Origin of the sequence: Streptomyces sp. NPDC057877 (assembly GCF_042796855.1) — a bacterium.
Taxonomy (GTDB): domain Bacteria; phylum Actinomycetota; class Actinomycetes; order Streptomycetales; family Streptomycetaceae; genus Streptomyces.
Window position 1 is genome coordinate 111,893 of record NZ_JBHVMS010000008.1, and the last position, 13,462, is coordinate 125,354.

Here is a 13,462-nt window from a genome sequence, read left to right on the forward strand (position 1 = left end):
CGCCGCGTTTGCGGTGTTTGTTGGCGTGCCCCCCCGGGGGGCGGGCGGCGGCCGGCGTCGGGGCGCGGGCGCCCCCCGGGCCCCCCCGGGGCCCCCCCCCCCGCGACTACTCCTCTTCGGATGACGTCCGTCAGACGCCCACGCCGAAGTCCTGCGCGATGCCCGCCAGGCCGGAGGCGTAGCCCTGGCCGACGGCGCGGAACTTCCACTCGGCGCCGTTGCGGTACAGCTCGCCGAAGACCATGGCGGTCTCGGTGGCCGCGTCCTCGGAGAGGTCGTAACGCGCGATCTCGGCGCCGCCCGCCTGGTTGACGATGCGGATGTAGGCGTTGCGGACCTGGCCGAAGTTCTGCGAACGGGTCTCGGCGTCGTAGATGGAGACCGGGAAGACGATCTTGTCGATGTCGGCCGGGAGGGCCGCCAGGTTGACGTTGATCGCCTCGTCGTCGCCCGCGCCCTCGCCGGTGCGGTTGTCACCGGTGTGGACGATGGTGTTGTCCGGGGTCTGCTTGTTGTTGAAGAAGACGAAGTGGGCGTCGGAGTAGACCTTGCCCTGGGTGTTGACCGCGATGGCCGAGGCGTCCAGGTCGAAGTCCGTGCCGGTGGTGGTGCGGACGTCCCAGCCGAGGCCCACGGTGACGGCGGTCAGGCCCGGAGCCTCCTTGGTGAGCGAGACGTTGCCACCCTTGGACAGGCTTACAGCCATGGTTTGGGAGTCCCTTCCCTCGATGTCGTACGGTTTTCGTACGGGGTTGTACAAGCGCCGTGGTGTACGGCCACGAAGCTACAGCTACCCCTTAGAACGCCGTGTGGGGTGCCACAAGTTCCGAGTGTCTTTACTTTCTTTGCCGAACGCTTCCTGAACCGCGGATATCGGGTGCGGATATTGGGGTGACGTGGACCGGACAGAGCGGGGAACATGGTGCGCATGTCCGGTCCTTACGTCATCCGTGGCTCCGTCTCCCTGCCCGAGGCCGAGCTGATGTGGCGTTTCTCGCGGTCCTCCGGACCCGGCGGACAGCATGTGAACACCACGGACTCCCAGGTCGAACTGCGCTTCGACCTCGCCCGCACCGACGCCCTCCCCGAGGTCTGGAAGCAGCGCGCCCTGCACAAGCTCGCCGGGCGCCTCGTCGACGGGGTCGTCACCGTCCGCTCCTCGGAACACCGCTCCCAGTGGCGCAACCGCGAGACCGCGGCCGTACGCCTCGCCGCCCTCCTCGCCGAGGCCACGGCACCCCCGCCCAGGCCCCGCAGGCCGACCCGCATCCCGAGCGGGCTCAACGAACGGCGACTGCGCGAGAAGAAGCAGCGCTCGCAGACCAAGCGCGGGCGGTCGGGCCGGGACTGGGGGTAGCCCGGCGTTCCTCGCCGGAGCGCTTCACCCCAACTGCCGGTACCGCCCCTTGAAGTACGCGAGCGGCCCCCCGTCCGCACTGGGCACCCGCGCGCCCAGCACCCGCCCCACCACCAGCGTGTGATCCCCGGTCGGAATGCGCTGTTCCGTGCGGCACTCCAGGGTGGCCAGGGCGCCGCCGACCAGGGGCGCGCCGGTGATGTCGCCGCGGGTGTAGGGGATGTCCTCGAAGAGGAGGCGGTCGCTGATGCGGCCCTTCATGGCGAAGCGGCCCGCTATGTGGCGCTGGCTCTCGGAGAGGACCGAGACCGCCCACAGGGGCTGCTCGGTGAGCAGGTCGTCCATGCGGGAGCCGTCGCGGAGGCTGACCAGGACCAGGGGCGGGTCGAGGGAGACGGACATGAAGGCGGTGGCGGTCATGCCGACGTCCTCGCCGCGCGGCGCCTGGGGGTCGTCGGGGTCCAGCGGCGGCTCCTGCGCGGTGACCAGCACCACGCCCGCGGCCAGCCGGGACATGGCGGCCCGGAACTCGTCGTTGCTCACCCCTTCAGCATGCCCGGCGGCACGCGGCTGGGCGGGGACGGCCACAGCGGTGGTGGGGAGAGGATGGTTCAGCACGCCTCGCACGCTAGTCTCCGGTGCGGACGCCGCACATCGGGCCGTGGTCCGAGGAGTCCCCTGGGCGGAAGGTCCTAGGACCCCCGGGTTCATCGAACAACCGACCGACAGCCAGCTCCCTACACGGGGCCGACAAAGGATGAAACCCCTCTCAATTGCTCACGTTTTGCTGTGACTTGAGTCACAAGGGGCACTAATTGTTGACCCTGTGTACCGAGTGGGCAGCGCGCTGTGATTCAGTGGCGGGGAAGCTGTAATGGCACCGTCCAGAAAAGGCGCCAAAGACAACCCTTGATTCGCTGCGAGGTCTCGGGGGGAGGGCGAGCATGGAGACCGAGTCGGAGCCGTACGTCCAACTTGCGTCCCTGCGTCAGCTGCACAAGGTCATGGCCGACATGAACGCCGCCCGCAGCCTGGCGGACACCTTGCAGACGGTCGCGGACGGCGTGGTCAGCGCCCTCGGCTATGAACTGGCCTGCATCAACCTCGTCCGCCCCGACGGCGACCTCGTCGTGGCCGCCTTCTCCGGAAACCCCGCCGCGGAGGCCCTGATCACCGGCCGGGTCGGCTCGCGGGAGTCCTGGGAGCGCCGCCTCGCCATGGGCGAGCAGTGGGGCGACCTGATCTTCATACCGCACACCGAGGGCTGGATCCTCGACGACGACGACGTCCCGCAGTGGTACACCGACGGCCCCGCCCCCCGCTTCGAGGACGAGTGGCACCCCTCCGACCGCCTCTTCGCCCCCATGTACGGCGGCCCCGGCGGCGAACTGATCGGCGTCCTGTCCGTCGACCGCCCGCGCAACGGCCGCAGGCCCGGCGCCTGGGGACGCGAAGCGCTCCAGATGTACGCGTTCCAGGCGGGCATCGCCATCAGCAACGCCCGCCTCCGTGCCAACATGCAGCGCGCCCTGGTCCGCCTGGAGCGCGAGCAGCAGGCGCTGCGGGCCAGCGAGGAGAGCTTCCGGCAGGCCTTCGAGTACGCCCCCTCCGGCATGGCCATCGCCGAGATGGGCGGCGACCAGCACGGCCGCATCCTGCGCACCAACGACGCGCTGTGCCGCCTGCTCGGCCGCCCCGCCTCCGCCATGCGCCGCTACTCCTTCTCCGACCTGGTCCACCCCGAGGACATCGGCACCCTGCTGCGCACCTCCGCCGAGGGCGGTCGCGCGGAGCTGCGCCTAGGCCGCCGGGACGGCAGCTACGTCTGGGTCTCGCTGCGCAACTCCGTCGTCGCCGACGCCGCCGACGGGCCCCGCTTCCTGCTCACCCACGTCGAGGACATCGAGGAGCGCAAGCGCCGCGAACTCCAGCTCGCGCACCGCGCCTCCCACGACTCCCTCACCGGCCTGCCGAACTCCGCCGAGCTGCGCGCCCGGCTCTCCTCCCGCCTGTGCCAGCAGCGCCCGCAGTCGGCGCACGGCGGCGTTCTGGAGACCGTGGACGCGGCGTACGGCCACCCCGTCGTCCCCTTCGACCCCTACGACACCGGCCACGACTTCGGCCTCCGCCCGGACGGCGCCTTCGGCGAGCCCTACGACGCCTACGACCACCACGTCCACACCATCGCGCCCGAGGGTGACCGCGACGACGGCACCAAGGGCCTCGCGGTCCTCTTCTGCGACCTCGACGGCTTCAAGTCGATCAACGACCGGTTCGGGCACAACGCGGGCGACGCGGTCCTCATCGAGGTCGCCCGGCGGCTCGGCAACGGCGTCCGTGACGGCGACACCGTGGCCCGGCTCGGCGGTGACGAGTTCGTCATCCTCGCCGACGGGCTCGGCCGCGCCGACGCCCAGGACCTCGCCGTACGCCTGCGCAACGAGATCATCCAGCCGATCCGGGCCGAAGGACGGGCTGTCCGGGTGGGCGCCAGCTTCGGCATCGGGTGGGCACACTGCGGCATGACCGCGGACGAAGTGTTGAAATCCGCTGACGAACGGATGTACGTCGAGAAACGGTCTCGTCCCAAACAGCACAGACGTGCGGGATGACGCCCAGGTCAGCGCGCTGATGCGGTCCGAGTCACCCGTTTGGGCCAGCAAGAGCGGGTAGGCTCGCCATTCCCACCATGTACCGCATCCGCCCCGCACCTGAGGAGTACGAAGGGATGACGCCCGGCAACAACGGCGCGAGCACGCCCGAGGACGACGACCCGTTCGGCTACCTCTATGCCGACGGTCAGGCCAACGGCGCCCAGCCGCCCTCCGGCGGTTACGGCTACCCGAACTCGGTCAGCCGGGTCAGAGCGGTCGGCGAGCGGCAGTACGGCCAGCAGCCAGCGGCACCCGGCCAGGTGCCCCCACAGCAGGGCGCCTACGGCCAGCCGAACACGCACTACGCGGCCCCGGAGACGTTCCCCGGCGGCGCCCCCACGGTCCAGCAGCAGGGCCATGGCGGTCGCGGCGGTGGCCGGGGCGGCCGGGGGCCGAACACCAAGGGCCTGCTGATCGGCGCCGTCGCGGTGGTCGCCGCGGTCGTCATCGGCATCGGCGTGGCCATGCTCGGCGGCGACGACTCCGACGACGGCGACACCGGCAACCAGGCCGACACCACCCCGACCCAGACCCAGAGCAGCGAGCCGACGTCGTCGAGCAGCGCGGGGGGTGACGCCGAGGAGGTGGAGCTGCCGAAGATCGACGCCAAGGCGCTGCGGCTGAGCGAGGGCATGTCCACGGCCTCGGAGTTCTCGGGCGCCCAGTCCGACGGCGGGGTCTACGTCACCGGCTTCAACCAGGTCGGCGCCAAGGTCACCTGGACGGTCAACGGCATCGAGAAGGCCGGCAGCTACCGCCTCGACGTGCGCTACGGCATCCCGGGCACGGACGCCGACGCCACCCTCCTCGTCAACGGCAAGGACACCACCCGCCCGCTGAACATGAAGAACTTCGGCGGCACGCCCAAGGGCGACTGGGAAGCGGGCTGGCAGACCACCTGGGCCACGGTGAACCTCACCAAGGGCACCAACACCATCGAACTGGCCTGCAACGACGGCAACAAGTGCGACGTCGTGTTCGACCAGCTCGCGATCACCGAGGGATAAGTCCGCAGGACAGGCCCGCCGGGTCGCTCAGGCCGCCGTCGCGTCCGTCGTGACGGCGACGCGGCGCAGCAGGTCCTGGTAGGCCCCGGGGTCGAACTCGCCCGCCGTGCGCGCCCGTACCGTCGCCGCCGACAGGGCCGCCGCGCGGGTCAGTCGGTCCGGCCAGGTCAGTTGCTCGACCATGCCGGACAACAGGCCCGCGACCGCGGCGTCGCCGGCGCCGGTGGGGTTGCCGGGGATCGGTTCGGGTGGCGCGGCTCGCCAGCGGCCCTCCGGGGTGAGCGCCAGCAGACCGTCGGCGCCCAGGGAGGCGACGACCGCGCGGGCGCCTCGGCGGCGGGCGTCCTGGGTGGCCCGTAGCGGCTCGTGGGAGCCGGTCAGCTCGGCCAGCTCGTCGGCGTTCGGCTTGACGACGTCCGGGCGGGCGGCGATGCCGCGGCGCAGCGGCTCCCCGCCGGTGTCGAGCAGGACGGGTACGTTCGCGGCGCGGGCGGTGCGGATCAGCCCCGCGTACGCGCCCACCGGTACGCCCGGCGGCAGGCTGCCGCACAGGGCCACCGCGGCGGCGGGCCGCAGCAGATCCTCGTACGCCTCCTGGAAGGCGGACCACTCGGCGGGTGTGATGGTGGGGCCGGGTTCGTTGAGCTGGGTGGTGTCGCCGCTCTGTTGGTCGACGACGGCGATGGTGCGGCGGGTGGCGCCGGTGATCGGTACGAGGGCGTCGGTGATGCCGGGCGCTGTGGTGAGCCCGTCCTGCACGCTGAGGCCGGTGCCGCCCCCGGCGAAGCCGGTGACGGTCACCTCATGACCGAGGGCGGCCAGCACCCGGGCCACGTTGAGGCCCTTGCCGCCGGGGCGTTCGGCGACGTCCGTGACGCGGTGGGTGCCGTGCGGGCGCAGGGATCGTATGTGGTACGTGATGTCGAGAGCGGTGTTGAGTGTGACCGTGAGGATCATCGGGGCCGACCTCCCCCCATTGCCTGCGCTTGCGGTGTGTCCCGGTGCCACGATCATGCCAAAGAGACGGCGGTCGGCCCAGCCCTCGTGCCGGTGCTCGTCGGCTTCCCGCCGTTTCTCGACCCGGGTGCGGATCAGCCCAGTTGCGGGTCCACCACCCACTCGCCGCGCCGCATCACGCCCTTGACGTCGAAGGCGTCGTCGAGCAGGACGAGGTCGGCGTACTTGCCCGGATCCAGGGAGCCGATGGTGTCCGTCATGCCCAGCAGCCGGGCCGGGTTGGCCGACAGGGCGGCCACCGTGTCCTCCACCGACAGCCGGTCGATCGTCACCGCCCGCTTGAAGGCGCGGTCCAGGGTGAGCGTGGAGCCCGCGATCGAGCCGCCCTCCACCAGCCGGGCGACGCCGTCGGCGACCTCGACCTCCAGCGGGCCGAGCATGTAGCGGCCGTCGCCGAACCCGGCCGCGTCCATCGCGTCGGTGATGAACGCCACCCGGCCGGGGCCCGCGTGATGGAACGCCAGTTCCAGCGCGGCGGGGTGCAGATGGGTGCCGTCGTTGATCAGCTCGACGGTGACGCGGTCGTCCTCCAGGAGCGCCGCGATGGGGCCCGGGGCGCGGTGCCCGAGGACGGGCATCGCGTTGAACAGGTGCGTGGCGACGGTGGCGCCCGCCTCGATGGCCTCGACCGTCTGCTCGTACGTGGCGTCCGTGTGGCCGACGGCCGCGATCACCCCGTGCTCGGCGAGCAGCCGCACGGAGTCGATGCCGCCCGGCAGTTCGGTCGCCAGGGTCACCATCCTCGCCTTGCCGCGCGCCGCGTCGATCAGCTTGCGCACGTCCGCCGGGTCCGGGTCGCGCAGCAGCTCCTCGGAGTGCGCGCCCTTGCGGCACGGCGAGATGAACGGCCCCTCGAAGTGGATGCCCGCGATGTCGCCCTGCTCGGCCAGTTCCGAGAGCAGTCCGGCGCGCTGCGCGAGGAAGTCCATGTCGCCGGTGACGGTGGAGGCGACGAGGGTCGTGGTGCCGTGCAGCCGGTGGGTGTGGATGCCCTGGAGCACCTGGTCGACCGTGCCGGAGGTGAAGGAGGCGCCGCCGCCGCCGTGATTGTGGATGTCGACGAAGCCGGGCACGAGCCAGTGGCCTGATACGTCGCTGACCCGCGCGTTCTCCGGCGCGCTCGCGGCGATGCGGGCGCCGTCGACGATCACTTGCCCGTCCTTGACGGTGCCGGTGGGCAGCACGACGCGGGCGCCGGTCAGGACGAGGGGCGCCGTGCCGGTCGCGGGTCGCACGGGCTGGGGGGCGGGGCTGGCGGGTAGGGCGGTCCCCTGCGCCCCTGGGGCGGTTGCCATCAGGCCGTTGCCTCCTTGCGGTCGGTGGAGTCGAGGAGGTCCCAGGCCAGCAGTCCGGCACCGAGACATCCGGCCGTGTCCCCCAGTGCGGCGGGGACCATGGCCGGGAGCTTCTGGAAGGTGATGCGGCCTTGCACCGCGTCCCGCAGTGGTGTGAACAAGGTTTCCCCCGCCTCGGCGAGTCCGCCACCGATGATCAGGGTGCGCGGGTCCAGCAGGGTGAGCGCGGTGACCAGGCCGTCGGCGAGGGCGTCAACGGCGGCCTGCCAGACGGCCTGGGCCGCCCGGTCGCCCGCCGCCACCGCCCGCGCGCAGTCCGCCGCGTCCGCGTCCGGGTCGCCGGTGGCCGCGGCCCACGCCTCGGACACCGCGGCGGCCGAGGCGTACCGCTCCAGGCAGCCGCGCTGACCGCACGGGCAGGCGGTGCCGCCCGGTCGGACGACGACATGGCCGATCTCGCCCGCGAAGCCGTGCGCGCCCGCCTCCACCCGGCCGTCCACGCCGATCGCGCCCGCGATGCCGGTGCCCAGGGCCACGAACAGGAACCGGTCGGCGCCCTGGCCCGCGCCGACCCGGCCCTCGGCGAGGCCGCCGGTGCGGACGTCGTGGCCGAGGGCGACCGGGAGGGCGCCGAGGCGGTCGGCGAGCAGGTCGCGCAGGGGTACGTCGCGCCAGCCGAGGTTGGCTGAGTAGACGGCGGTGCCGTCGGCCTCGTCGACGATGCCGGGCACGGCGACGCCCGCGGCGGCGGCCGGGGCGCCGAGGTGCCGGACGCCGTGGGCGCGCAGGTCGGCGGCGAAGCCGAGGATGCCCTCGACGACCGCGTCCGGGCCGCGCTCGCGTTCGGTCGGTCGGCGGGCCTCGTGCAGCAGGGCGCCGTCCGGGCCGATGAGGGCGGCCTTCATCCCGGTGCCGCCCACATCGAGGGCGATGACGTGTCTGACGGGTTTCACGCAGGACAGTGTGGCCCGAGGACCCGGAAGAGGTCTAGTCCACTTACCTGGGGTACGCCTTGCTCTTGGATTTTCAAGTGGTGTAGACCTTGATTCGAAAATCGGACACCTGATGTTTCGTTAGACGGTTTGGGGCGGTACGGCAGTGCAGCGGCGGCAGCGACAGCAGCGACGGCAGCGACGTGGAACGGGGTTCGGCGGGCCAGGCGGCGGGGCGGTCGCGGCCGCGTCCGCGCTGGGCATGGTCGCGCTGCTCGGCGGGTGCGGGCTCGGCGGGGACTCGGGGGACGTGACGCTCCGGCTGGTCGCCGCGGACTACGGTACGAACGCGGCGAACAGCTCCGAGAAGTACTGGGCGAAGCTCGTGGAGGAGTACGAGGCCGAGCACCCGGACGTGCGGGTCGAGGTCAGCGTGTACTCGTGGAACGACGTCGACCGCAAGGTCAAGGAGATGGTCGACGCCGGGGAGGCGCCGGACATGGCGCAGATCGGGGCGTACGCGGACTACGCGGCGGACGATCTGCTGTATCCCGCCGACGACCTGCTGTCCATCTCCGCGCAGGCCGACTTCGCCGCCCAGCTCGCCGATGCCGGGCGGGTGAACGGGACGCAGTACGGGATGCCGTTCGCCGCCTCCACCCGGCTGCTGTTCTACAACAAGTCGCTGTTCGCGGACGCCGGGATCACACCGCCGAGCGACTGGGAGGAGCTGGCCGCGGACGCCGCCGCGCTGAAGGCCAAGGGCGTGAAGTACCCGTACGCGCTGCCGCTGGGGACGGAGGAGGCGCAGGCCGAGACCATGCAGTGGCTGCTGAGCGGGGGCGGCGGCTACACCGACCAGACCGGCGCGTACTCCGTGGACTCGCCGGAGAACGTCGAGACCTTCACCTGGCTGCGGGATGCGCTGGTGGGCGAGGGCCTGACCGGGCCGGTCGCGCCGGGGAAGCTGAACCGGGCGCAGGCCTTCGAGGCGTTCGCCGCGGGGGACGTGGGGATGCTGAACGGGCATCCCTCGCTGATGGAGATGGCCGAGAAGAAGGGCGTGAAGTTCGGCATGGTGCCGATGCCCGGCGAGGACGGTCCCACCAAGGCCACGATGGGGGTCGCGGACTGGATGCTCGCGTTCAAGCAGAACGGGCGCGGACGGGAGGTCGGGGAGTTCCTCGACTTCGTCTACAGCGAGAAGAACGTGCTGGACTTCAGCCGGAGGTACGACCTGCTGCCGGTCACCAACTCCGCCTCCCAGACCATGAGCGGCGCGCAGGCGGACCAGGCCCTCCAGCCGTTCCTGGAGGAGCTGCCCCTGGCCGAGCTGTACCCCGTGGGGAAGACGTCCTGGGCCTCGGTGAGCGCGGACGTGAAGAAGCGGATCGGCGACGCGGTGGGCTCCGAGGGGAGTCCGGCGGGCGTGCTGGGGCAGATCGCGGGGACGGCCGTCGCCGCGGAGGGTTCGGCGGGGGAGTAGCTGTCGTACCGGTTAGGTACGGTGCTGGCATGGATGAGCGTGCACGGCTTGGACGGCGGGAGCTGGACGTGCTGGCGCTGGAGCGGCGGGGGTTCGCCGGGCCCGGGGCGAAGGAGCGCGCGATACGGGAGGAGCTGGGGCTGGCGCCGGTGCGCTACTACCAGCTGCTGAACGCACTCCTGGATGACCCTCGGGCGCTGGCGGAGGACCCCGTGACGGTGAACCGGCTGCGGCGGGTGCGGGAGGCGCGGCGCGGGGAGCGGTGAGGCGGTTGTGGTGCGGCCGGGGTGGATAGTGTCGCCGTATGGGCATCCACAGCGCGGACTCGAACGAACCGAGCGGATCTCTGCCTCTGCCGACGCCTGTGACACAGGCCGGGCGTGACGGGCTCGAGGCACTCCTGGCGCGGCCCGGGCGGGCGGTGATCGCCCTCGACTTCGACGGCACCCTCGCGCCGATCGTCGCCGACCCGGAAGCGGCGCGGGCACACCCCGACGCCGTGCCCGCGCTGGTGGCACTGGCGCCGAAGGTGGCGGCCGTGGTCGTGATCACCGGCCGTCCGGCGGAGGTCGCGGTGCGGTACGGGGGGTTCGCGGGCGTCCCGGGCCTGGAGCACCTGGTCGTACTCGGGCACTACGGGGCCGAACGGTGGGACGCGGTGAGCGGGAAGGTGACGGCGCCGCCACCGGATCCGGGGGTGGAGGCGGTGCGGGCCGAACTGCCCGGACTGCTGGAACGGCTGGGGCTGTCGGGGGACGACGGCACCTGGATCGAGGAGAAGGGCCACGCCGTGGCGGTCCACACCCGACGTGCGGCCGACCCGCAGGCCGCCTTCGACACCCTGCGCGCGCCCCTGACGGACCTGGCCTCCCGCCACGGCCTGCTCCTGGAGCCGGGCCGCATGGTCCTGGAACTGCGCCCACCCGGCATGGACAAGGGCATGGCCCTCCTGGACTACGTCCACGAAACCTCCGCGGAGTCCGTCCTCTACGCGGGCGACGACCTCGGCGACCTCCCCGCCTTCTCCGCCGTCACCCGGCTCCGCACCGAGGGCACCTTCGGCGTCCTGGTGTGCAGCAGCGGCCCCGAGGACGTCCCGTCCCTGCGGGAACGCGCGGACGTGGTGGTCCCGGGTCCGCAGGGGGTGGTCCGCCTGCTCGCGGCCATGGCGGAGGCGGCGGTCGCCTGACGCGGCCCCGCGCCGGTCACGCCTCCAGTTCGTTCAACTGGTCCAGGAACCACCGCGCCGGAGGCAGGGCGGTGGCCGCCGCCGCGAGCCGCTTCGCCCGCTCGGCGCGCTCCCCCGGAGGCATGGACAGCGCGGTGTGCAGTGCCTCCGCCGTCTGCGTGATGTCGTACGGGTTCACGGTGATCGCGTCCTCGGCCAGCTCCTCGTAGGCCCCGGCTTCCCGGGAGAGGACGAGCGCGCACCCCTCGTCCGACACCACGGGGACCTCCTTGGCGACGAGGTTCATGCCGTCCCGGATGGGGTTGACGAGGGCCACGTCGGCGAGGCGGTACGCGGCCAGGGAGCGGGCGAAGTCGTCCTCGACGTGCAGGATGACCGGGGTCCAGGCCGACGTGCCGTAGTCGTCGTTGATCTGGGCGGCGACACGCTGGACCTCCGCCGTGTAGTCGCGGTACACCGCCAGGTCCTGCCGGGACGGGTACGCGAAGGCGACGTGCGTGACGCGGTCGCGCCACTCGGGGCGGGTGGCGAGCAGATGGCGGTAGGCGTGCAGGCCACGGACGATGTTCTTGGAGAGTTCGGTGCGGTCCACGCGGACGATCGTGCGGCGCGGGGTGCCGTCCGGGGAGGCGCCGATCTCGGTGCGCAGGGACGCCAGCCGCTCCGTCACGTCCGGCTCGTGGGAGCGCTGGCGCAGGAAGTCCGCGTCCGCGCCCAGGCCGTGCACCCCGATGCGGGTGCCGCCCACGCCGCCGTCCACGAAGGCCTCGCAGCACGCCCTGAACGCGTCCGCCCAGCGGTGGGTGAGGAAGCCGAGGCGGTCCGCGCCCAGCATGCCGTGCAGGATCGCGGCGGCGATGTCGTCGGGGAGCACGCGGAAGTAGTCGGGCGGCGCCCACGGGGTGTGCGAGAAGTGCCCGATGCGCAGGTCAGGGCGCAGGGCGCGGAGCATCCCGGGGACCAGGGTGAGGTGGTAGTCCTGGATCACGGCGGTCGCGCCGTCCGCCGCCTCCTCGGCCAGGGCTGAGGCGAAGGCCCGGTTGTAGGCCTCGTACGACTCCCACTGGGCGCGGAACTCCGCGTCGAAGGACGGCTCCAGCGGGGTCTGGTACAGCATGTGGTGCACGAACCACAGCACGGAGTTGGCGACGCCGTTGTAGGCGTCGGCATGGACGTCGGCCGGGATGTCCAGCATGCGGACACCTGGCTCGCCCACCCCGCGGCGGACCGCCTCGCGGTCGCCGTCGCTCAGGGACGAGCACACCCAGAGCGCGCCCGCGTCGGGCCCGATCGCGGAGAGACCGGAGACGAGCCCGCCGCCGCCGCGTCTGGCGTGCAGCGAGCCGTCCTCGGCCACCTGGTAGGAGACCGGGCCGCGGTTGGACGCGACCAGCACCTGTGCAGCCTGCGTGGAAGCCATACGCCTCAACCTAGCCCGGCCCGGAAACGCTCAAACGTGCGGTTCGGCACGCCCCACGCTTCACGCCACCTTGCGGGACGCGTACTCCGCGATCTCCACCATCGGTGGGCGTTCCTCCGTGTCGACGGAGTAGGTGCGCGGCTCGAAGCCGTCCTCGCCGCGTTCGAACTGGGTGAGGGAGGGGCGGACGAGGTGGCCGCGGGCCAGGCGGAGCTGGGCCGTGCGGTAGATCGCCGCCGACATCCGGCCGAGCGCCTGACCGTCCTGGTGGCGGTGCTTGCGGACGCCCACGTCGACCTGGGCGAGGGCGTCCAGGCCCACCAGGTGCAGGCTGTCCACGAGCATCCCCAGCTCCACGCCGTAGCCGACGGGGAAGGGCAGCTGTTCGAGGAGGGTGCGGCGGGCCGCGTACTCGCCGCCGAGGGGCTGCACGAACCCCGCCAGTTGCGGCCAGTGCATGTTGAGCAGGGGGCGGGCCATCAGCTCGGTGACCCGGCCGCCCTGCGCCGCCGTGCCGCCCAGGGGACGGTCGTACATGCCCTTGACCAGGTCCACGTCGGGGTCGGTGAGCAGGGGGCCGACGATGCCCGAGACGAAGTCCGAGGAGAACTCCCTCAGGTCGGCGTCGATGAAGCAGACGATGTCCCCGGAGGTGGCCAGAAGGGAGCGCCACAGGACCTCGCCCTTGCCGGGGACGGGCGGGACGCGGGGGAGGATCTCGTCCCGGTGGACGACGGTGGCGCCCGCGGCGGCGGCCACCTGCGAGGTGCGGTCGGTTGATCCCGAGTCGACCACCACGATCTCGTCGACCAGCGGGAGCTGCCGCATGAGGTCATGACGGATCACGGCGACGATGTCGCCCACCGTCTCCTCCTCGTTGAGCGCGGGCAGCACGACACTGACCGACTGGCCCGTCGCGCGTTTCGCGGCCAGGATCTGGTGGAGCGGGCGATCGGTCTTGGACCAGGAGCGGGTGCTCAGCCAGCGCTCGACTTCTTCCAGCACAGTTGGCGGCTCCTCACGGTTCGATCAGGCGGTCACGGTGTGGTCGTGTGATCCATCTCGCGGTTCGGACGTCTATCTCAACTGTCCTGGCCTTCGGTTA

13 protein-coding genes are annotated in these 13,462 nt (G+C 72.1%); 6 read left to right on the forward strand and 7 right to left on the reverse strand.

The features are described 5' to 3' along the window. Positions 1–130 precede the first annotated feature (130 nt). On the reverse strand, positions 131–706 hold the full coding sequence (locus ACFVQG_RS24720) for a TerD family protein (protein WP_383387368.1): 576 nt from the start codon (positions 704–706) through the stop codon (positions 131–133). 213 nt (positions 707–919) lie between these two features. Here ACFVQG_RS24720 and arfB point away from each other — a divergent pair, with 213 nt between their 5' ends. Continuing rightward, a complete protein-coding gene (gene arfB / locus ACFVQG_RS24725) occupies positions 920–1,357 on the forward strand; it encodes an alternative ribosome rescue aminoacyl-tRNA hydrolase ArfB (RefSeq protein WP_383387370.1) in 438 nt (145 codons plus the stop codon). Positions 1,358–1,381: 24 nt separating this feature from the next. Here arfB and ACFVQG_RS24730 read toward each other — a convergent pair whose 3' ends face one another. Beyond that, positions 1,382–1,975: a flavin reductase family protein gene (locus tag ACFVQG_RS24730; RefSeq protein WP_383387372.1), complete on the reverse strand. Its 594-nt coding sequence runs from the start codon at positions 1,973–1,975 to the stop codon at positions 1,382–1,384. Between the two features lie 326 nt (positions 1,976–2,301). Here ACFVQG_RS24730 and cdgB point away from each other — a divergent pair, with 326 nt between their 5' ends. Further along, positions 2,302–3,969, forward strand: a complete 1,668-nt coding sequence (gene cdgB, locus ACFVQG_RS24735; RefSeq protein ID WP_383387374.1) for a diguanylate cyclase CdgB — start codon at positions 2,302–2,304, stop codon at positions 3,967–3,969. Positions 3,970–4,085: 116 nt separating this feature from the next. Then, on the forward strand, positions 4,086–5,018 hold the full coding sequence (locus tag ACFVQG_RS24740; protein ID WP_383388085.1) for a CBM35 domain-containing protein: 933 nt from the start codon (positions 4,086–4,088) through the stop codon (positions 5,016–5,018). Between the two features lie 27 nt (positions 5,019–5,045). Here ACFVQG_RS24740 and ACFVQG_RS24745 read toward each other — a convergent pair whose 3' ends face one another. The 3 genes from ACFVQG_RS24745 to ACFVQG_RS24755 form a co-directional block, all read right to left on the reverse strand. Next, the gene (locus tag ACFVQG_RS24745; RefSeq protein ID WP_383387376.1) at positions 5,046–5,975 is read right to left on the reverse strand and encodes a 1-phosphofructokinase family hexose kinase; all 930 of its coding nucleotides are present in this window, start codon (positions 5,973–5,975) and stop codon (positions 5,046–5,048) included. A 134-nt stretch (positions 5,976–6,109) separates the two neighbouring features. Further along, on the reverse strand, positions 6,110–7,330 hold the full coding sequence (gene nagA / locus ACFVQG_RS24750) for an N-acetylglucosamine-6-phosphate deacetylase (protein ID WP_383387377.1): 1,221 nt from the start codon (positions 7,328–7,330) through the stop codon (positions 6,110–6,112). Further along, entirely contained in the window at positions 7,330–8,283 is a 954-nt protein-coding gene (locus ACFVQG_RS24755; RefSeq protein WP_383387379.1) for an ROK family protein, read from the reverse strand. Before ACFVQG_RS24755 ends, nagA begins: the two co-directional genes overlap by 1 nt. 241 nt (positions 8,284–8,524) lie before the next feature. On the opposite strand from ACFVQG_RS24755, the gene ACFVQG_RS24760 reads away from it, so the two are divergent. Genes ACFVQG_RS24760 through otsB form a run of 3 tightly spaced genes read left to right on the forward strand, consistent with a single transcriptional unit; the run spans position 8,525 to position 10,937 of the window. Next, positions 8,525–9,748, forward strand: coding sequence for an extracellular solute-binding protein (locus tag ACFVQG_RS24760; protein ID WP_383388087.1), 1,224 nt, complete (start codon positions 8,525–8,527; stop codon positions 9,746–9,748). Positions 9,749–9,777: 29 nt separating this feature from the next. Then, positions 9,778–10,014: a DUF3263 domain-containing protein gene (locus ACFVQG_RS24765; RefSeq protein ID WP_383387381.1), complete on the forward strand. Its 237-nt coding sequence runs from the start codon at positions 9,778–9,780 to the stop codon at positions 10,012–10,014. A gap of 38 nt (positions 10,015–10,052) precedes the next feature. Beyond that, positions 10,053–10,937 carry a trehalose-phosphatase gene (gene otsB / locus ACFVQG_RS24770; protein ID WP_383387383.1) on the forward strand — a complete coding sequence of 295 codons (885 nt, stop codon included), beginning with the start codon at positions 10,053–10,055 and terminating at the stop codon, positions 10,935–10,937. Between the two features lie 16 nt (positions 10,938–10,953). Here the strand turns inward: otsB and ACFVQG_RS24775 are convergent, their stop codons facing one another. Both ACFVQG_RS24775 and ACFVQG_RS24780 read right to left on the reverse strand, forming a co-directional pair. Next, entirely contained in the window at positions 10,954–12,357 is a 1,404-nt protein-coding gene (locus ACFVQG_RS24775) for a trehalose-6-phosphate synthase (protein WP_383387385.1), read from the reverse strand. 60 nt (positions 12,358–12,417) lie between these two features. After that, positions 12,418–13,362: a glucosyl-3-phosphoglycerate synthase gene (locus ACFVQG_RS24780; RefSeq protein WP_383387387.1), complete on the reverse strand. Its 945-nt coding sequence runs from the start codon at positions 13,360–13,362 to the stop codon at positions 12,418–12,420. Positions 13,363–13,462 lie beyond the last annotated feature (100 nt).